Annotated in this window: 18 protein-coding genes; 17 read left to right on the top strand and 1 reads right to left on the bottom strand. The window is 74.2% G+C overall.

The features are described 5' to 3' along the window. Positions 1 to 315: 315 nt before the first annotated feature. The 15 genes from pyrG (at position 316) to ABD811_RS24190 (ending at position 15,742) form a co-directional block, all read left to right on the top strand. The gene (gene pyrG, locus ABD811_RS24260; protein ID WP_344951955.1) at positions 316 to 1,998 is read left to right on the top strand and encodes a CTP synthase; all 1,683 of its coding nucleotides are present in this window, start codon (positions 316 to 318) and stop codon (positions 1,996 to 1,998) included. Then, the gene (locus ABD811_RS24255; protein ID WP_344951952.1) at positions 1,995 to 2,681 is read left to right on the top strand and encodes an NUDIX domain-containing protein; all 687 of its coding nucleotides are present in this window, start codon (positions 1,995 to 1,997) and stop codon (positions 2,679 to 2,681) included. Before pyrG ends, ABD811_RS24255 begins: the two co-directional genes overlap by 4 nt. An 80-nt stretch (positions 2,682 to 2,761) precedes the next feature. Continuing rightward, positions 2,762 to 3,907, top strand: a complete 1,146-nt coding sequence (gene xerD, locus ABD811_RS24250; RefSeq protein ID WP_344951949.1) for a site-specific tyrosine recombinase XerD — start codon at positions 2,762 to 2,764, stop codon at positions 3,905 to 3,907. 181 nt (positions 3,908 to 4,088) lie between these two features. After that, positions 4,089 to 4,967 (top strand): ParA family protein, encoded by an 879-nt coding sequence (locus ABD811_RS24245; protein WP_344952132.1) that lies wholly within the window; start codon positions 4,089 to 4,091, stop codon positions 4,965 to 4,967. Between the two features lie 91 nt (positions 4,968 to 5,058). Further along, a complete protein-coding gene (locus ABD811_RS24240) occupies positions 5,059 to 6,261 on the top strand; it encodes a sensor histidine kinase (protein WP_344951946.1) in 1,203 nt (400 codons plus the stop codon). A 4-nt stretch (positions 6,262 to 6,265) separates the two neighbouring features. Next, the gene (locus tag ABD811_RS24235) at positions 6,266 to 6,985 is read left to right on the top strand and encodes a response regulator (RefSeq protein ID WP_344951943.1); all 720 of its coding nucleotides are present in this window, start codon (positions 6,266 to 6,268) and stop codon (positions 6,983 to 6,985) included. A 141-nt stretch (positions 6,986 to 7,126) separates the two neighbouring features. After that, positions 7,127 to 9,250, top strand: a complete 2,124-nt coding sequence (locus ABD811_RS24230) for an MMPL family transporter (protein WP_344951940.1) — start codon at positions 7,127 to 7,129, stop codon at positions 9,248 to 9,250. Between the two features lie 116 nt (positions 9,251 to 9,366). After that, positions 9,367 to 10,209 carry a segregation and condensation protein A gene (locus ABD811_RS24225; protein WP_344951937.1) on the top strand — a complete coding sequence of 281 codons (843 nt, stop codon included), beginning with the start codon at positions 9,367 to 9,369 and terminating at the stop codon, positions 10,207 to 10,209. After that, positions 10,202 to 10,867 (top strand): SMC-Scp complex subunit ScpB, encoded by a 666-nt coding sequence (gene scpB / locus ABD811_RS24220; protein ID WP_344951934.1) that lies wholly within the window; start codon positions 10,202 to 10,204, stop codon positions 10,865 to 10,867. Before ABD811_RS24225 ends, scpB begins: the two co-directional genes overlap by 8 nt. After that, the gene (locus ABD811_RS24215) at positions 10,864 to 11,595 is read left to right on the top strand and encodes a pseudouridine synthase (RefSeq protein WP_344951931.1); all 732 of its coding nucleotides are present in this window, start codon (positions 10,864 to 10,866) and stop codon (positions 11,593 to 11,595) included. Before scpB ends, ABD811_RS24215 begins: the two co-directional genes overlap by 4 nt. Positions 11,596 to 11,606: 11 nt before the next feature. Continuing rightward, the gene (aroH, locus tag ABD811_RS24210) at positions 11,607 to 11,969 is read left to right on the top strand and encodes a chorismate mutase (RefSeq protein WP_344951929.1); all 363 of its coding nucleotides are present in this window, start codon (positions 11,607 to 11,609) and stop codon (positions 11,967 to 11,969) included. A gap of 91 nt (positions 11,970 to 12,060) precedes the next feature. Beyond that, positions 12,061 to 13,173, top strand: a complete 1,113-nt coding sequence (locus tag ABD811_RS24205) for a prephenate dehydrogenase (RefSeq protein ID WP_344951926.1) — start codon at positions 12,061 to 12,063, stop codon at positions 13,171 to 13,173. Between the two features lie 174 nt (positions 13,174 to 13,347). Then, positions 13,348 to 14,010: a (d)CMP kinase gene (gene cmk / locus ABD811_RS24200; protein ID WP_344951923.1), complete on the top strand. Its 663-nt coding sequence runs from the start codon at positions 13,348 to 13,350 to the stop codon at positions 14,008 to 14,010. Positions 14,011 to 14,106: 96 nt separating this feature from the next. After that, complete coding sequence (gene der / locus ABD811_RS24195) at positions 14,107 to 15,489, top strand: ribosome biogenesis GTPase Der (protein WP_344951919.1); 1,383 nt, start codon at positions 14,107 to 14,109, stop codon at positions 15,487 to 15,489. A 49-nt stretch (positions 15,490 to 15,538) separates the two neighbouring features. Next, positions 15,539 to 15,742: a hypothetical protein gene (locus tag ABD811_RS24190; RefSeq protein ID WP_344951916.1), complete on the top strand. Its 204-nt coding sequence runs from the start codon at positions 15,539 to 15,541 to the stop codon at positions 15,740 to 15,742. 115 nt (positions 15,743 to 15,857) lie between these two features. On the opposite strand, the gene ABD811_RS24185 is transcribed toward ABD811_RS24190, so the two are convergent. Beyond that, positions 15,858 to 16,682: a hypothetical protein gene (locus tag ABD811_RS24185; protein WP_344951913.1), complete on the bottom strand. Its 825-nt coding sequence runs from the start codon at positions 16,680 to 16,682 to the stop codon at positions 15,858 to 15,860. A 121-nt stretch (positions 16,683 to 16,803) separates the two neighbouring features. On the opposite strand from ABD811_RS24185, the gene ABD811_RS24180 reads away from it, so the two are divergent. Further along, entirely contained in the window at positions 16,804 to 17,973 is a 1,170-nt protein-coding gene (locus tag ABD811_RS24180; RefSeq protein WP_344951910.1) for a nucleoside 2-deoxyribosyltransferase domain-containing protein, read from the top strand. Positions 17,974 to 18,067: 94 nt separating this feature from the next. Continuing rightward, positions 18,068 to 18,475 carry a TOBE domain-containing protein gene (locus ABD811_RS24175; protein ID WP_344951907.1) on the top strand — a complete coding sequence of 136 codons (408 nt, stop codon included), beginning with the start codon at positions 18,068 to 18,070 and terminating at the stop codon, positions 18,473 to 18,475. The last annotated feature ends 29 nt before the right edge of the window (positions 18,476 to 18,504 follow it).

The raw sequence follows: 18,504 nt of genomic DNA, 5'->3' as shown, positions 1-18,504 counted from the left end.
CGCGAGCCCGGTCCGCCGGCCCGGTCCGCGAGCCCGTGCGCGGGCCCGCGGATCGGGGCCGCGGACGCCACGGCCGGATCCGAGCCGCGGATCCGGCCGCCGGATCGACGGCGGCGCCCCCGTCCCGAGGCCGGAAACGGCCATGGGCGGGGGCTTTCGCCTTCGACCGGGAGTCGGGGACGGGGCCGGGAACGCGTCCCGGACGGCGGTGGGCACTCGCGGCTGATATCCTGGTGGCCCGTGGACAGTGCGGTGGACACCTTGCGATGAACACGCGATGAACGCCGCCTCAGCAGCGACCACGGGAGCGCCTTCTTGCCATCGGCAGCCACTGGTAGATCACGTCCTACCAAGCATCTGTTCGTCACCGGCGGTGTCGCCTCCAGCCTCGGCAAGGGACTGACGGCGTCCAGCCTGGGGCGGCTTCTGGCCCTGCGGGGCCTGCGGGTCACCATGCAGAAGCTGGATCCGTACCTCAACGTCGACCCCGGCACCATGAACCCGTTCCAGCACGGCGAGGTCTTCGTGACCGACGACGGCGCCGAGACCGACCTGGACATCGGGCACTACGAACGTTTCCTCGACACCGAACTGCACGGTTCGGCCAACGTCACCACCGGCCAGGTCTACTCCAACGTGATCGCCAAGGAGCGGCGCGGCGAGTACCTCGGCGACACCGTGCAGGTGATCCCGCACATCACCAACGAGATCAAGGACCGCATCCGCGGCATGGCCGACGGCGACGTCGACATCGTCATCACCGAGGTCGGCGGCACGGTCGGCGACATCGAGTCGCTGCCGTTCCTGGAGTCGGTACGTCAGATCCGGCACGAGATCGGCCGGGAGAACTGCTTCTTCCTGCACGTGTCGCTGCTGCCGTACATCGGCCCGTCCGGGGAGCTGAAGACCAAGCCGACCCAGCACTCGGTGTCGGCGCTGCGCTCCATCGGCATCCAGCCCGACGCGATCGTGTGCCGCTCGGACCGGCCGATCACCGACGGGCTGCGCAACAAGATCAGCCTGATGTGCGACGTCGACCGCGAGGCCGTGGTGTCGGCGGTGGACGCCGCCAGCATCTACGACATCCCCAAGGTCCTGCACACCGAGGGCCTGGACGCCTACGTGGTGCGCCGCCTGGGGCTGCCGTTCCGCGACGTCGACTGGGGCGCCTGGGACGAACTGCTGCGCCGGGTGCACCGGCCCGCCCGCGAGGTCACGATCGCGCTGGTCGGCAAGTACATCGACCTGCCCGACGCGTACCTGTCGGTGACCGAGGCGCTGCGGCACGGCGGGTTCGGCAACGACGCGCGCGTCAACATCCGCTGGGTCAAGAGCGACGACTGCGAGACCCCCGAGGGCGCCCGCCGCGAGCTGGACGGCGTCGACGGCGTGCTGATCCCCGGCGGGTTCGGCGTGCGCGGCATCGAGGGCAAGATCGGCGCGGTGCGGCACGCCCGGGAGAACCGCATCCCGCTGCTGGGCATCTGCCTGGGCCTGCAGTGCATGGTGATCGAGGCGGCCCGGTCGCTGGGCGGGCTGGCCGACGCGGGCAGCGCCGAGTTCGACCCGGCCACCCCGCACCCGGTGGTGGCGACCATGGCCGACCAGGTCGACGTGGTCGCCGGCGAGCGCGACATGGGCGGCACGATGCGCCTCGGCCTGTACCCGGCCGACCTGGCCGAGGGCTCGATCGTGCGCGAGCTGTACGGGGAGGCCAAGGCGTCCGAGCGGCACCGGCACCGCTACGAGGTCAACAACGCCTACCGTGACCGGCTGGAGCAGGCCGGGCTGAGCTTCTCCGGGCTGTCGCCGGACGGCCGCCTGGTGGAGTACGTGGAGCTGCCGCGCGAGGCGCACCCGTTCTTCGTCGGCACGCAGGCGCACCCGGAGTTCCGGTCCCGCCCGACCCGTCCGCACCCGCTGTTCACCGGCCTGATCTCCGCGGCGCTGGACTACGCCGCCGCGCGGGGCCGCGCCGACGCGGTGACCGCCCCGTGACCGGCGGCCCCGTGACCGGCGGCCCCGCGACCGGCGGCTCCGGAGCCGGCGGGCTCGGCCCGGACGACGTGCGCGACCGGCCCGAGCGGTGGGAGGTCGTCGGCAGCGGCGAGGAGTTCCGCGGGCACGTGTTCCGCGTGCGCCGCGACCGCGTCCGCATGCCCAACGGCGACCGCATGGAGGTCACCCAGCGGGACGTCATCGAGCATCCCGGCTCGGTCGGCATCATCGCGCTCGACGACGCCGACCGGGTGCTGCTGCTGCGCCAGTACCGGCACCCGGTGGGCCGGCTGCTGTGGGAGGCGCCCGCCGGGCTGCGCGACGTGCCCGGCGAACCGCTGCACAAGCTGGCCGAACGCGAGCTGCTGGAGGAGGCCGGGTACCGCGCCGACCGCTGGGACACCCTGGCCGACGTGCTGCCGTCCTCGGGCATGTCCGACGAGCGGGTCCGCATCTTCCTGGCCCGCGACCTCACCGAGGTGCCCGCCGAGGAGATCGGCTTCGAGCGGGTGCACGAGGAGGCCGACATGCCGGTGGTGTGGGTACCGCTGGACGAGGCGGTCCGCAAGGTGCTCGCCGGGGAGATCCACAACATGATCGCCTCGCTGGGCGTGCTGGCCGTGCAGGCGGCGCGGGCGCGCGGCTTCCGCGACCTGCGCCCCGTGGACGCCCCCGAGGACTGACCGCGGCGCGGCCCCGGGCGGGCGCGACATGCGGGCCGGGCGGCGTGTCGATCGGGTCTCGCGGCGCCGTCGAAGGCGGCATGATGGGCAGGTCCCTGTCGGTCACCCCGCCCGGAAGAGGTGCCGCACTGTCACCGAGCACGCCCGGCCGGAACGCCGCGCCCCCTGGAGCCGGACAGGACGACGCACGGCACGACGCACATCACGCCGGGCAGCAGGCCGGGCAGCGCGCCGGGCAGGGGGACGCCGACGACCTCGACGGCGCCCCCGGTCCCGGCGGCGGCCCGGACGGCGGCGCGTCCGCGCTGCGCTCGGCCGTGCTCACCTACCTGGGACACCTCGCCGTCGAACGGGGCCTGGCCGCCAACACCCTCAGCTCCTACCGCCGCGACCTGCGCCGCTACCTGGCGGTGCTGACCGCGCGCGGCCGCACCGCCATCGACCAGGTCGGCGAGGACGACGTGCGGGCGTTCCTGGTCGGGCTGCGCGAGGGCGACGCCGACCATCCGCCGCTGTCGGCCGGGTCGGCGGCCCGCGCGGTGGTGGCCGTGCGCGGGCTGCACCGCTTCGCGCTGCGCGAGGGACTGGCCCCCGGCGACCCGGCCCGTGACGTCCGCCCGCCCACGCCCCCGCGGCGGCTGCCCAAGGCCATCTGCATCGACGACGTCGAACGGCTGCTGGCCGCGGCGGCGGGCCCGGGCGGCGACGCCACCGCGCGCGGGCTGCGCGACCGGGCCCTGCTGGAACTGCTGTACGGGTCGGGCGTGCGCATCTCCGAGGCCGTCGGCCTCGACGTCGACGACCTGGACCTGGACGAGGGGTTCGCCCGCGTGCGCGGCAAGGGCGGCAAGACCCGCGTGGTGCCGATGGGCGACTACGCGCGCCGCGCCGTCGAGGCGTACCTGGTGCGGGCCCGTCCCGAGCTGAGCACGGCTGGACGCGGCGGCCCCGCGCTGTTCCTGAACGCGCGCGGCGGGCGGCTGTCGCGGCAGGGCGCCTGGATGGTGCTGCGCGCCGCCGCCGAACGCGCCGACCTGAAGAACGTCTCTCCGCACACACTGCGGCACTCGTTCGCCACGCACCTGCTGGACGGGGGCGCGGACGTGCGGGTCGTGCAGGAGCTGCTGGGCCACGCGTCGGTGACCACCACGCAGGTCTACACGCTGGTCACCGTGCAGATGCTGCGCGAGGTGTACGCCACGTCCCATCCCCGTGCCCGCGGCTGAGGCCGGCGGATGAACGGGACGTATCAGGGCCAGACAAAACACGCCCATCGGCGCGCGTCGGCTTGAGAGGCGCCGTGTCAAGCCCTAGAGTCCCGGATCTGGATGGCATTTTCCGGGCCACCCGGGGAGGGATCTGGTGACCAGCACACAGGCTGCGGGGGGAGTCCTGTCCTCCGCCACCATTGAGACCGATCCGAGTCTTGCCCTCGGACCGACGCAGCGTCCGGTGCCCAACTTCCCCGAGCCCGAACCGCTGGACGAGCACGGACCGGCCCGCGTGGTGTCGATCTGCAACCAGAAGGGCGGGGTCGGCAAGACCACCACCACCATCAACCTGGGCGCCGCGCTGGCCGAGTACGGCCGCCGCGTGCTGCTGGTGGACTTCGACCCGCAGGGCGCGCTGTCGGTCGGGCTCGGCAAGGGCGACCCGCGCCAGCTCGACATCACCATCCACAACCTGCTGCTCGAGCACGACACCGAGTGGGAGGACGTCGTCATCGACACCGGTGTCGACGGCATGGACCTGCTGCCCAGCAACATCGACCTGTCCGGCGCCGAGGTGCAGCTGGTGCACGAGGTGGGCCGCGAGTACATCCTGGCGGGCGCGCTGAAGTCGGCGGTGCCGCACTACGACTACATCCTCATCGACTGCCAGCCGTCGCTGGGCCTGCTCACCGTCAACGCGCTGGCCGCCAGCCAGGGCGTGCTGATCCCGCTGGAGTGCGAGTACTTCGCGATGCGGGGCGTGGCGCTGCTCATGGAGACCATCGACAAGGTCCAGTCGCGCATCAACCCCGACCTGCAGATCGACGGGGTGCTCGGCACCATGTACGACTCGCGCACCCTGCACACCCGAGAGGTGCTCGGCCGCATCGTCGAGGCGTTCGGCGACAAGGTGTTCCACACCGTCATCAACCGCACGGTGCGGTTCCCCGACGCCACCGTCGCGGGCGAGCCCATCACGTTCTTCGACCCCAGCTCGATGGGCGCCAACGCCTACCGCAGCCTGGCCCGCGAGGTGCTGCAGCGCTGGGCCGCGGCCGAGGCCGCCGCCAAGTGACGCCCCGTCCTCACTCTCAGGAGTGAGGACGCGTCCGTTCCGCGCGGCGATACTTGGGGGCGGCCACCCCTCCCCGCAGCGAGGAGACGACGTGGCGACCCTCATCGCCCGTACTCGGCGTCTCGCCGAACGCGCCCGCGCCCTGCCGCCGAGCGCGGTCGACGCGGTCATCGCCGCGGTGTGCGGCGCCTACGTGACCGTGCACGCCGCGGTCGACGGCTGCCTGACCTGGTGGGTCGCGCTGCTCGCCACGGCCGGGTCGGTGCCGCTGCTGTGGCGGCGACGGCACCCGTTCTGGATCACCGGGGTCGTCGGTGCCGGCACCCTGACGATGGACCTGACCGACTCCTTCACCGATCTGCCCGCGGCGCAGCTGGTGGCCACCTACACCTTCGCCGCGCTGTGCCCGCCGGTGCGGCGGCTGGTCGCGGGGGCGGTCAGCGCCGCCGCCATCACGGTGTCGGTGCTGCTCGGCGCCGGTCAGAGCCTCGGCCCGGGCGGCATCGGGGGCAAGCTGGTCGTGGCGGCCGCGCCGTTCCTCGTGGCGTACGCGATGGGCACCTCCGCCCGCGCGCGCCGCGACCGCATCGCGATGCTGGAGGAACGCGCGCGCCGTCTCGCCGAGGAGCAGGACGCCGCCGCCACCCGCGAACGCCAGCGGATCGCCCGCGAGATGCACGACATCCTCGCCCATTCGATGAGCATGGTCGCCATTCAGGCCGAGGCGGGGCCGGTGGCGGTGCGCAACGACCCGGCCCGGGCCGAGGAGATGTTCGACACCATCGCCGGCACGGCGCGCGAGGCGCTGGCGCAGCTGCGCCGCACGCTCGGCGTGCTGCGCGCCGACGAGCCGTCCCGCCGGCCCCAGCCCGGCCTGGACGCCCTGCCGACGCTGGTGGCGGGGGTGCGGCGCGCCGGCCTGGACGTCACGCTGGAGGAGGACGGCCGGGCCCGGCGCGTCCCGCCCGACCTGGCCGCGACCGCGTACCGCGTCGTCCAGGAGTCGCTGACCAACACCGTCAAGCACGCCGGGGCGGGCAGCGCTCGCGTACGGCTGCGGTGGGACGGCGGGGCGCTGCGCCTGGAGGTGCACGACGACGGGTCCGGCCCGAACGGCGCGAACGGTGCGACCGGCGCGAACGGCGCGGGCGGTGCCGACGGCGCGCACGCCGGTGGCGGGCACGGCCTGACCGGGATGCGGGAACGGGTCGCCGCCGCGGGCGGCGAGCTGAGTTACGGGCCGGGTCCGGACGGCCGGGGCTTCCGCGTGGCGGCCGTTCTGCCCCTAGAGTGAGGACGTGCCCGCCGACGCACCGATCCGCGTGCTCATCGCCGACGACCAGGCGCTGGTGCGCGACGGTTTCGCGATGATCCTGTCCGACGAGCCGGATCTGACGGTCGTCGGGGAGGCCGCCGACGGCGCCGAGGCGATCGGCAAGGCGCGCGAGCTGCGTCCCGACGTGGTGCTGATGGACGTGCGCATGCCGCACGTCGACGGCATCGCGGCGACCGCCGCGATCTGCCGCGACACCGACGCCCGGGTGCTGGTGCTGACGACGTTCGACCTGGACGAGTACGTCTACCAGGCGCTGCGCGCCGGGGCGAGCGGGTTCCTGCTGAAGGACATGCGGCGCCGCGAGCTGGTGGACGCGGTGCGCGTGGTGGCCGGCGGCGAGGCGCTGCTCGCGCCGTCGGTGACGCGGCGGCTGATCGCCGACGTGGTCGGGCGGTCCGGCACTCTCGCCGCGGGCGCCGCCGGCGCGCCGGCCCCGGGCGCGGAGGACCCCCGGCTGGCGACGCTGACCGCCCGCGAGACCGACACGCTGCGGCACGTCGCGCGCGGCATGTCCAACGCCGAGATCGCCCGCGCCATGTTCGTCACCGAGCACACCGTCAAGACGCACGTCAGCAGCGTGCTGAGCAAGCTGCACCTGCGCGACCGGGTGCAGGCGGTCGTGCTGGCCTACGAGACCGGCCTGGTGCGGCCGGGGGAGACGGCGCCGCCCGCGCACGCCTGACCCCTCCTGAGAGGGAGCCGCGCCCGCCGCGCACCGCTCCGAAGAGGGGCGGCGATTCCGCTCTCGGCGGCGATCCGTTCGACGGCGTTCCGGACGAGCCTTTGAGACGGCATTTCCGGTCGGAGGCCGTTGGAGGCCGTCATGCTTCGCAGGATCTCTGGTTTCTCCGCACGACGCCCGTGGCTGGTCGTCGTGCTGTGGCTCGCCGTCGTCGGCGCGGGCTTCGGTGTCGGCGGCAGGGTGTTCGGCGCCCTGGTGGGCGACGTCGGCAGCGTTCCCGGCAGCGAGTCGGGTCGCGCCGCGCGGTGGCTCGACGACAACGCCCCGCGTCCCGAACGGATCACCGCCATCGTGGCGGGACGTCCGGTGAGCGACCCCGCGCTGCGGCGCGAGGTGGACGCGGCGATCGGCGCCGTGCGGGCCGTGCCCGGCGTCGTGGAGGTGAGCGGGCCGCTGCCGTCGCGGACCACCGGGCGGGCGCTGCTGGTGGAGGTCGCACTCACCCCGGGTGACCAAGCGGAGAAGGCCGCCGAGGCCGCCGCCGACCGCCTGCGCGACGTGGACGGCGCGACCGTGACGGTCGCCGGGGGACCGCTGTCGGGGGCGGAGTTCAACGGGCAGGCGCAGCGGGACGTGGCCCGCGCCGAGATGCTGAGCATGCCGGTGGTGCTGGTGCTGCTGCTGGTGGTGTTCGGCGGGCTGCTGGCGGCCGGGCTGCCGCTGCTCGTCGCGATGATCGGCACCGGGGCGACGTTCGGGATCCTGTACGCCTTCAGCGCCCTCACCGACATCTCGGTCTACGCCATCCAGGTCACCACGATGCTCGCGGTCGGGCTGGCCGTCGACTACGCGCTGCTGATGGTCAACCGGTTCCGGGAGGAGCGCGGCGCCGACCCGGACGTGGCGGCAGACGTGGCGGCGGCCGTGGCGCGCACCGCCGCCACCGCGGGCCGCACCGTGATGTTCTCCGGGCTGACCGTGGCGGTCGCCCTCCTCGGACTGGTGATCTTCCCCGACCCGTTCCTGCGGTCGATGGGGCTGGCCGGCACCGCCGTCGTCCTGGTCGACATGCTCGCCGCGCTGACGCTGCTGCCCGCGCTGCTCGCCCGATTCGGCCACCGCATCGCCCCGGCCGGGACGCGGGTGCGCGGCGGTGCCTTCGCCCGGGTGGCCCGCGCCGTGCAGCGGCGCCCGCTGCTGACGCTGGCGGCCACCGCCGCCGCCCTGGCCACCCTCGCGGCGCCCGTCCTGGGCCTGCACATCTCCCTGGGCGACGCGCGAATGCTGCCCGACTCCACCGACACCCGCCGGCTGTGGACGGAGCTGAACACCCACTTCCCCGAGCGGGCCCGCTGGACGGGCGACATCCAGGTGGTCGCCGACGCGCCTCCCGGCGACCCACGCGTGGCGACCCTGCGGCAGACGATCGCCGCCATGCCCGGCATCGCCGAGGTCGGCACCGACCGGCTCGGATCCACGAGGACCCTGCTGTTCGCCACCCCGCGCGGCGAGGCCGACGACACGGCCGTGCGCGACGCCGTCCACGCCGTCCGCGACCTGCGCACGCCGTTCCCCGTCCAGGTCACCGGCGACACCGCCCAGCTGATCGACTACCGGGCGATGCTGGCCGACCGGCTGCCGTGGGCGGCCGCGGCGGTCGCGCTCGGCACGCTGGTGCTGCTGTTCGCGTTCACCGGGTCGGTGCTGCTGCCGGTCAAGGCGGTGCTGACGAACCTGCTCAGCATCGGCTCCGCCCTCGGCGTCGTCGTGTGGGTCTTCCAGGACGGGCACCTGGCCGGGCCGCTGGGCACCGAGGGCATGGGGTACGTGCACCTGACCGTCCCGGTGCTGATCGGCGCGATCGCGTTCGGGCTGTCGGTGGACTACGAGGTGTTCCTGCTGTCGCGGATCCGCGAGCGGTGGCTCGCCGGGGACGCCCCGCGGGTCGCGGTCGCCGAGGGCCTGCGCCGCACCGGCGGCATCATCACCGCCGCCGCCCTGATGATCGCGGTGGTGTTCGCCGGCTTCGCGCTCGGCGGCTTCGCCCCCGTCAAGGCGATCGGGCTGGGCCTGGTGACGGCGATCGTGCTGGACGCGACGGTGGTGCGGATGCTGCTCGTCCCGGCGACCATGACGCTGCTGGGACGCCGCAGCTGGTGGCTGCCCGGCCCGCTGGAGCGCCTGCACGCCCGCCTGGCGCTGTCCGAGGCCGAGCCGCCGTCCCCCGGGGCCGCCCGGCCGGCGGGCCGCCCCCTCGTCCACTGATCCACTCCAGGGGGCGGGCCGCATCCCACGGGGGCGCGGCCCGCCCCTCCGCCTGCGCAGACGCTCGCCGCGGCCGGTGGACGCGGCCGCGGCCGGACTCCGCTACCGTGAGCGAGGTGGACCAGACGTCGCAGGAGCCGCAGGCCGAGGAGGGCCGTGGCTTCCGCGTCCAGCTGGACAACTTCGAGGGCCCGTTCGACCTGCTGCTCGGCCTGATCTCCAAGCACAAGCTGGACATCACCGAGGTGTCGCTGGCCAAGGTCACCGACGACTTCATCGCCCACATCCGCTCGCACGGCAAGGACTGGGACCTGGACCAGGCCAGCCACTTCCTGCTGGTCGCCGCCACCCTGCTGGACCTCAAGGCGGCGCGGCTGCTGCCGTCGGGCGAGGTCGACGACGAGGAGGACCTGGCCCTGCTGGAGGCCCGCGACCTGCTGTTCGCGCGGCTGCTGCAGTACCGGGCCTTCAAGGAGGTCGCGCGGTTCCTGGCGGGCCGGATGGCCGAGCAGGGACGGCGGTTCCCGCGCATGGTGCCGATGGAGCCCCGCTTCGCCGGCCTGCTGCCCGAGGTGCTCCTCGGGCTCGGGCCCGCCGAGTTCGCCCGCCTGGCCGCCAAGGCCCTCACCCCCAAGGCGCCCCCGACCGTCTCGGTCGAGCACATCTACCAGCCCAAGGCCAGCGTCCGCGAGCAGGCCGCGATCGTGGTGGAACGGCTGCGCGAGCTGCGCGCCACCACCTTCCGCGTGCTCACCGAGGACTGCGCGGGCACCTTCGAGATCGTCGCGCGGTTCCTGGCGCTGCTGGAGCTGTACCGCGAGAAGGCGGTCGCGTTCGAGCAGGCCGAGCCGCTGGGCGAGCTGCACATCACCTGGACCGGCACCGACGACGGCGACGTCGTCGTCGGCGACGACTACGAAGGCTCCCGGGAGCCGGAGAAAGACAAGACCGATGACTGAACCACCCCGCGAGGACGCCCCCGAGGGCGTCCCCGCCGAGCCTGCCCCGCCGCCCCCGCCGGCCGGGGACGCGCCGCCCCCGGACGCGGGCCCCGCCCCGTCCGCGCAGGACGAGGGGCCGGGGCTGCGGGCCTCGATCGAGGCGATCCTGCTGGTGGTGGACGAGCCGGTGAGCGAGGTCACACTCGCGCAGCTGCTGGAGCGTCCGCGCCAGGAGATCGCCGCCACGCTGCGGGAACTGGCCGCGGAATACACCGCCCAGGGCCGCGGGTTCGACCTTCGGGAGGTGGCGGGCGGCTGGCGTTTCTACACTCGGGACGTGTGCGCCCCGGTGGTCGAGCGCTTCGTCACCGACGGTCAGCAGGCCCGCCTCACCCAGGCGGCGCTGGAGACCCTCGCCGTGGTGGCCTACCGCCAGCCGGTGAGCCGGGCCCGGGTCTCGGCGATCCGCGGCGTCAACAGCGACGGGGTGATCCGGACGCTGATGCTGCGGGGGCTGATCGAGGACGCGGGCCAGGACCCCGAGTCGCAGGCGCACCTGTACCGCACCACGGGGTACTTCCTGGAGCGGCTGGGGTTGCGCAGTTTGGACGAGCTGCCCGACCTCGCCCCCTACCTGCCCGAAGACCTGCCAGACGACACAGTTGAGGGAAAGTGACCGACAACCAGGGCGTACGGTTGCAGAAGGTGCTCGCCGACGCCGGCATCGGCAGCCGCCGCCACTGCGAGGAGCTGATCGGCGAGGGCCGCGTCAGCGTCAACGGCGAGAAGGTGTTCCGCTTCGGCGAGCGGGTGGACCCCCAGCGCGACGTCATCCACGTCGACGGCCGCCGCGTGGAGACCCGCGCCGAGATGCGCTACTACGCCGTCAACAAGCCGCGCGGCGTCGTCAGCACCATGTCCGACGAGCGGGGCCGCAGGTCGCTGGCCGACTTCGTGGAGGTGCCCGAGCGGCTGTTCCACGTCGGCCGCCTGGACACCGACACCGAGGGCCTGATCCTGCTCACCAACGACGGGGAGCTGGCGCACCGCCTCATGCACCCCAGCTACGGCGTGCAGAAGACCTACCTGGCCGAGATCCACGGGCCCATCCCGCGGGACCTGGGACGGCGGCTCAAGGCCGGCGTCACGCTGGACGACGGTCCCGCCAAGGCCGACCGGTTCCGGGTGTTCGACCAGGTCGGCAAGCGGGTGCTGGTGGAGATCACCCTGCACGAGGGCCGCAAGCACATCGTGCGGCGGATGCTCAAGCACGTCGGGTTCCCCGTGCAGCAGCTGGCCCGCGTCGAGTTCGGGCCGGTCAAACTCGGCCAGCTGCGACCCGGCACCGTCCGGGCGCTGACGGTCAGGGAGATCGGCGAGCTGTACAAGGCCGTGGGCCTGTAGGAGGTGTGAACGTGGCGGTACGCGCGATCCGGGGGGCGACGCAGGTGGACGCCGACGACCGGGACCAGATCCTGGCGGCCACCACCGAACTGGTGACCGAGGTGATGACGCGCAACGCGCTGACCACCGACGACGTCATCAGCGTGATCTTCACCGCGACGCCCGACCTGGCCGCCGAGTTCCCGGCGCTGGCGGCGCGCAAGCTGGGCTTCCACGAGGTCCCGCTGCTGTGCGCCAGCGAGATCGGCGTGCCGCACGCGCTGCCGCGGGTCATCCGGCTGATGGCGCATGTGGAGACCGACCGTCCCCGCTCGGAGGTCCAGCACGTCTATCTGCGCGGCGCGACCGCGCTGCGGCTCGACATCGCGCAGTGAACCCGGCGCAGTGAAAGGCGCGGTGAACCCGGCGCGGTGAGCGGTTCGCGGCGCGGCACGGGCGGGCATCCGGGGCCGCTACCCTTGTCGGGTGGCTGAAGAGGGCTTTCCACGGCGGATCGTGGTGATCGGGGCGGGGCTGATCGGCACCTCGATCGCCCTGGCCATGCGCGAGCGCGGCGCCGAGGTGCAGTTGGCCGACCGCGACGCCGCCGCGCTGGCGATGGCCGTCGAGCTGGGCGCGGGCACGGCCCTGCCGGACGGCGACGCCCCCGCCGATCCCACCGCGGGGCCCGCCGACCTGGCGGTGCTGGCCGTCCCGCCCGCCGCCGTGGCCGTCACCCTGCTGGACGCGCAGAAGCGCGGGCTGGCCAAGGTCTACACCGACGTGGCCAGCGTCAAGGCGCTGCCGCTGCGGCAGGCGCGCGACCTGGGCTGCGACCTGGGCACATTCGTGCCGGGCCATCCGCTGGCCGGGCGCGAGCGCTCCGGCCCGGCGGCGGCCCGCGCCGACCTGTTCCTCGGCCGCTCGTGGGCGCTGTGCCCGCCCGCCGAGTCGGAGCCGGAGGCCGTCGAAACGGTGGTCGCGCTGGCCCGGGCGTGCGGCGCCGAGCCCGTCACCGTCGACGCCGAGGAGCACGACCGCGCCGTCGCGCTGGTCTCGCACGCCCCGCACGTGGTGTCGGCCGCGGTCGCCGCCCGGCTGACCGGCGCCGACGACATGGCGCTCGGCCTGGCCGGGCAGGGCCTGCGGGACGTGACCCGCATCGCCGCCGGCGACCCGCGGCTGTGGATCGGCATCCTGGCCGGCAACGCCGCCCCCGTCGCCGACGTGCTGGAGGCCGTGGCCACCGACCTGGCCGTGGCGGCCTCGCTGCTGCGCGACGGCAGCGAGGAGGCCGCGACCCATGTCGCCGACCTGCTGCTGCGCGGCAACGCGGGCCGCTCGCGCATCCCCGGCAAGCACGGCGGCGACCCGTCCGCCTACGCCGCGGTGCAGGTGGTCATCCCCGACCGCCCCGGCGAGCTGGCCATGATCTTCCAGGCGGCGGGCGTGGCCGGGGTCAACATCGAGGACGTCACGATCGAGCACTCCCCGGGCCGCCCGCTGGGCGTGCTGGAGATCTCGGTCAAGCCCGAGGCCGCGCAGCGGCTGGCCGAGGAGCTGCGCTCGCGCGGCTGGTCGGTCCCCGGCCTGGCATAACGGCCCATAACGGGTCATAACGGCTCGCAACGGCCCGGAGCGGGCCCGACGGGGCCGCGCACACGGGTACGCTGGCGCGACGGGGGAACGGCCGTCGGCACCCCCCGGGGCCGTCCGCGCGCCCGCCGCGGGAGACTCGCGGGCAAGCCGCCGCATCACGGAAAGGGAGCGATCGTGCCGCTCGTCATCGCCATGGACGGCCCCTCCGGGTCGGGCAAGTCCAGTGCCTCCAAGGGCGTCGCCCGCGCGCTGGGGCTGCGCTACCTCGACACCGGCGCCATGTACCGCGCCATGACCTGGTGGATGCTGCGGGCGGGCGTGCCGGTCGAGGATGCCGAGGCGGTCGCGGCCCGCGCCGGGGAGCCAGTGATCGAGTCCGGCACCGACCCCGACGCCCCCACCATCGCGGTGGACGGCACGGACGTGTCCGCCCCCATCCGCACCCGCGAGGTGACCAACGCGGTCAGCGCGGTCAGCGCCGTGCCGCGGGTGCGCGAGCGGCTGGTGGCGCTCCAGCGCGAGATCATCGGCGCGGGCGGCATCGTCGTGGAGGGACGCGACATCGGCACCGTCGTGGCGCCCGACGCGCCCGTCAAGATCTTCCTGACGGCCAGCGAGGAGGCCCGCGCGGCCCGCCGAGCCAGGGACCTGGCCGCCGACCCCGGCGCCACGGTGACGGTGACGCGCGCCGAGCAGGCCCGCCGCGACCGGCTCGACTCCACCCGGGCGGCCTCGCCGCTGGCCAGGGCCGAGGACGCGCACGAGATCGACTCGACCGAGCTGACCCTGGACGAGGTGATCGAGACGGTCGTGCGGCTGGCGAAGGACGCGTCCTAGCCGGGCCGCACGGCCGGGCACGGACGGTCCGCGGAACGGACGGACGAGGAGGGCAGCCGGCGCCGCGCGTGGCGCCTCGAAGGCGAGCGGGGAACAGTGAGCGAATACGAGATCGAGACGGTGGACGGCCCGGCGGCCGCGGACGAGGCGGCGGCGCCGGCTCCGGTCGTGGCCGTGGTGGGCCGTCCCAACGTCGGCAAGTCGACCCTGGTCAACCGGATCCTGGGCCGCCGTGAGGCGGTCGTGGAGGACGTGCCGGGCGTGACCCGCGACCGCGTCGCCTACGAGGCCAACTGGAGCGGCCGCCGCTTCACCGTCGTCGACACCGGCGGCTGGCTGCCGGACGCCTCCGGCCTGGCCGCCGCGATCGCCGAGCAGGCGCGGCTGGCGGTCGACCTGGCCGACGTGGTGATGTTCGTGGTGGACGCGACGGTGGGTGCCACCGACGTCGACGAGGCCGTGGTGGAGATCCTGCGCCGGTCCGGCAAGCCGGTGGTGCTGGTCGCCAACAAGGTGGACGACGTGGCGACCGAGGCCGACGCGGCCATGCTGTGGTCGCTGGGCATCGGCGAGCCGCACCCGGTCAGCGCCCTGCACGGCCGTGGCAGCGGCGACCTGCTGGACGCGGTGCTGGACGCGCTGCCCGCCGAGCCGCCGCCCGAGACGTTCGCCGAGGCCGGGGGGCCGCGCCGGGTGGCGCTGCTGGGCCGTCCCAACGTCGGCAAGTCCAGCCTGCTCAACCAGCTGGCGGGGGAGAAGCGCGCGGTGGTCGACTCGGTCGCCGGCACGACCCGCGACCCGGTGGACGAGCTGATCGAGCTGGGCGGCCGCGAGTGGCGGTTCATCGACACCGCGGGCATCCGGCGGCGCCACCGGGAGAACCAGGGCGCCGACTTCTACGCCACGCTGCGCACCCAGTCGGCGCTGGAGCGGGCCGAGGTGGCGGTGGTGCTGATCGACGCGTCGGAGTCGCTGGCCGAGCAGGACCTGCGGATCGTGTCGATGGTGATCGAGTCCGGCCGGGCGCTGGTGATCGCCTACAACAAGTGGGACCTGCTGGACGAGGAGCGCCGCCACTACCTCGAACGCGAGATCGACCGGCAGCTGCACAACGCCCGGTGGGCGCCGCGCGTCAACATCTCCGCCCGCACCGGACGGCACGTGGACAAGCTGGTGCCCGCCCTGGACACGGCGCTGGACGGCTGGGGCACCCGCGTGCCCACGTCCAAGCTCAACCAGTTCTTCGCCGACCTGGTGGCCGCGCACCCGCACCCGATCCGGGGCGGCAAGCAGCCCCGGGTGCTGTTCGCCACCCAGGCGGGCGTGCGGCCGCCCCGGTTCGTGCTGTTCACCACCGGCTTCCTGGAGGAGGGCTACCGGCGGTTCATCGAACGGCGCCTGCGCGAGGAGTTCGGCTTCGCCGGCACGCCCATCGACATCACGATGCGCATCCGGGAGAAGCGCGGCAAGCGCAAGTGAGGGACATGTTCTCGTTGACGCGGCAACGAGAACATGTTCTAGTTTGCGGGTGAGGTTCCTGCTGTTGCTCGGGTGCGCGGCGGCCTGTGTGGCGCTCAGCTTCGCCTGGCGTGAGCCGTGGATCGGCGCCGTCGGCCTCCTCGTCGCCTTCGTGGCGATGTTCACCGACCGCGACGACGTTCCGGTGGACGACGACAGGCGCGCCTACGAGCCCACCAAGACCGTCCGCAACATGCGCGCCCGCGACCGCTGACGACGCGGCCGCCGGACACGCCCCGGACATGGCGCCGCTCCGTGCGGGGGGCGCGGATATCCCGCACGGAGCGGTTGCTCATGTCCGGCGCGCGACGCGCGTCGCGGCCGCCGGGTCAGGGATGGTGCTGGTCGCGGCGTTCACCGGCGACCCGCTCGTCGTGCTGTTCGGCGGGCACCGGGCCCGCCCCTCCCGGCCTCTGCGCTCCGGACCCGGGCGCTCCGGGCGCGGGCGCCTGCTGTCCCGGGGTTCCGGGGGCGGGCGGAGGGGCGCCGGGGGGCGGCGACGAGGGTTCGCCCCGCGGCGGGGATTCGGTGCCGGGCGCGGGCCCGTAGCCGGACGCCCGGCCGTAACGTCCGTGCGTCGGGGCGATCGGCTGAGTGGGGCCGGCCTGGCCTGCGCCTGGCCGTGCCGCGCCGGGCCGTGCCGCGGCGTCGCGTGCGGCGGCCTCGCGGGCGGCCGCCGTCTCCGCGGCACGCCGGGCCTCCCGCACGCCGACCACGGCGAAGCGGCCCAGGGCGAACGCGGCGAGGAACACGATCACCACGCCGAGGCCGCTGAACCCCGCGATCTGCTCGGTCACGCGCTTGGCGGTGCTCGGTCCGAGGGGGGCGCCGGCAGTGCCGAGGTCCCAGAGCATCCCGAGCGTGTGGCCCACGACGAACCAGGCGCCGGCCAGGGCGGCCAGCCAGGCCCCGAACATCGCGACCGCGCGGTTGGCGCTGACGAGAAGGATCAGCCCGCCGATGACCGTGGCGATCCCGGGAAGTATGCTCAGCTGCAGCCGCGCGGCGGTGTACACCCAGGGCTCGTCGGGTGCGAAGCCGAAGTGGGCGTAGGGGCCGATGAAAGGCAGCAGGGCGCCCCACAGCCCCAGCAGCACGAGAAGGATCCCGCTGAGGAGGCCCCGGGTGCGCGGAGCCCGCATGGTCCCAGTCATGATCTCCTCCTGACCGGGCGAACGTGATGTGTTTGTTGGAGCCCCTTTACCCGTAAGGTTCGGGTCCAAGCACGTCATTTGGTATCCAACCCGGTCATACAACCCGGCCATCAAGGACGGCATGCGAGGAGGAAAGGCGATCGTGGGCAGTGAGGTCGTCGTCGTGCACGCCCGTGAGGAACCGCCGGACGCCTGGAGCGCGGCGGTGTTCCTGGCCGGGCCCACCCCCCGGACCCCCGACGTCCCGTCCTGGCGGCCCGAGGCGGTCGGCGAGCTGCGCGCACGCTGGCGCCACCCCGGGCGGCTGGTGGTGTTCGTGCCCGAGCACCGGCATGACCGCTACGAGGACTACACCGACCAGGTCGAGTGGGAGGAGCGCTGCCTGCACCTGTCCGACGAGGTGCTGTTCTATGTGCCGCGCGACCTGAAGACGATGCCCGCGTTCACCACCAACGTCGAGTGGGGGATGTGGCACGACAGCGGCCGGGTCGTGTTCGGCGCGCCCCCGGACGCGCCCAAGAACTCCTACCTGCGGCACTACGCGGACAAGTACGGCGTGCCCACGGCCGGCGACCTGCCCGGCACGGTGGCGGCGGCGCTGGAGCGGATCGGCGCGGGCGCGCCCCGTTCGGGCGGCGAGTGCGCCGTCCCCCTGCTGGTGTGGCGCACCGAGCCGTTCCAGCGCTGGTACGGCGCGCAGCGCGCGGCGGGCAACACCCTGTGCGGCGCGCGTGTGGTGTGGCGGCACGGCGACCACTGGGCCCTGCGCGTCCGGATGCACGTGGCCGCCGAAGACCGGATCAAGGACAACGAGATCGTCCTGTCCCGGCCGGACGTCGGCGTGGTCGCGCTGTACCGGCGCGGGGCGACGCTCGACGACACGACCGTGGTGCTGGTGCGGGAGTTCCGCGGCCCCGCCGCGACGCCCGACGGATTCGTCCACGAGCTGCCCGGCGGGTCGGCGCGCGGGCCCCGGGCGGCCGACCCGCGGGCCATGGCGGCGGCCGAGCTGGCCGAGGAGACCGGCCTGGTCCTGGACGCCGCGCGGCTGCGCCCGCACGGCGAACGGCAGCTCACCGCCACCCTGTCGGCGCACCGCGCCCATCTGTTCTCCGCCGAGATCACCGAGCCGGAGCTGGCGCGGCTGCGCGCGGCGGCCGGGCCGCACGGCGTGGCCGCCGACGGCGAGCGCACCCACATCGAGATCACCACGTTCGGGGCGCTGCTCCGGGACGGGTCGGCCGACTGGTCCACCCTCGGGATGCTCACCCAGGCGCTCGTCGACGACTAGCCGCATCTGCGAGAGTCGATGGTCGCCATACCTTGCATCTGCGGTGAGTTCCGCCGTGTTTCCTTCGCATCTGCCGAGGTCTACGCTTGGCCTCGTGACGACGTTCCGGATCAGTGAGGCGGCCGCGCTGCTGGGGGTCAGCGCGGACACCGTCCGCCGCTGGGTGGACGGCGGGCGGCTGCCCGCCGTACGCGACGAGCACGGGCACCGGCGCGTCCCCGGCGCCGAGCTGGCCGCGTTCGTCCGCGACCAGGGGCGGCGCGGGGGCGACGGCGAGCCGGGGGAGCGGTTCTCCTCCGCGCGCAACCGGATGCGCGGCATCGTCACCGACGTGCGCCGGGACGGGGTGATGGCCCAGGTGGAGATCCAGGCCGGCCCGTTCCGCGTGGTGTCGCTGATGAGCCGGGAGGCGGCCGACGAACTGGCCCTGGAGGTCGGCGTGCTCGCCGAGGCCGTCGTGAAGTCCACCAACGTCGTCGTCGAACTGCCCGACCTCGGCTGAGCCCGCCCGGACGGACTCGGCGAACGCGA

Origin of the sequence: Actinomadura miaoliensis (assembly GCF_039536785.1) — a bacterium.
GTDB lineage: Bacteria > Actinomycetota > Actinomycetes > Streptosporangiales > Streptosporangiaceae > Spirillospora > Spirillospora miaoliensis.
Note: the sequence above shows the minus strand (reverse complement) of the source record. Positions and strands in the feature narration are given on the sequence as shown.

What these genes read in the sequence shown, in the direction of transcription:
- xerD (WP_344951949.1), top strand. Translation starts at nt 2,762, where the DNA reads ATGATGGGCAGGTCCCTGTCGGTCACCCCGCCCGGAAGAGGTGCCGCA.
- ABD811_RS24230 (WP_344951940.1), top strand. Translation starts at nt 7,127, where the DNA reads ATGCTTCGCAGGATCTCTGGTTTCTCCGCACGACGCCCGTGGCTGGTC.
- scpB (WP_344951934.1), top strand. Translation starts at nt 10,202, where the DNA reads ATGACTGAACCACCCCGCGAGGACGCCCCCGAGGGCGTCCCCGCCGAG.
- ABD811_RS24185 (WP_344951913.1), bottom strand. Translation starts at nt 16,682, where the DNA reads ATGACTGGGACCATGCGGGCTCCGCGCACCCGGGGCCTCCTCAGCGGG.
- ABD811_RS24180 (WP_344951910.1), top strand. Translation starts at nt 16,804, where the DNA reads ATGCGAGGAGGAAAGGCGATCGTGGGCAGTGAGGTCGTCGTCGTGCAC.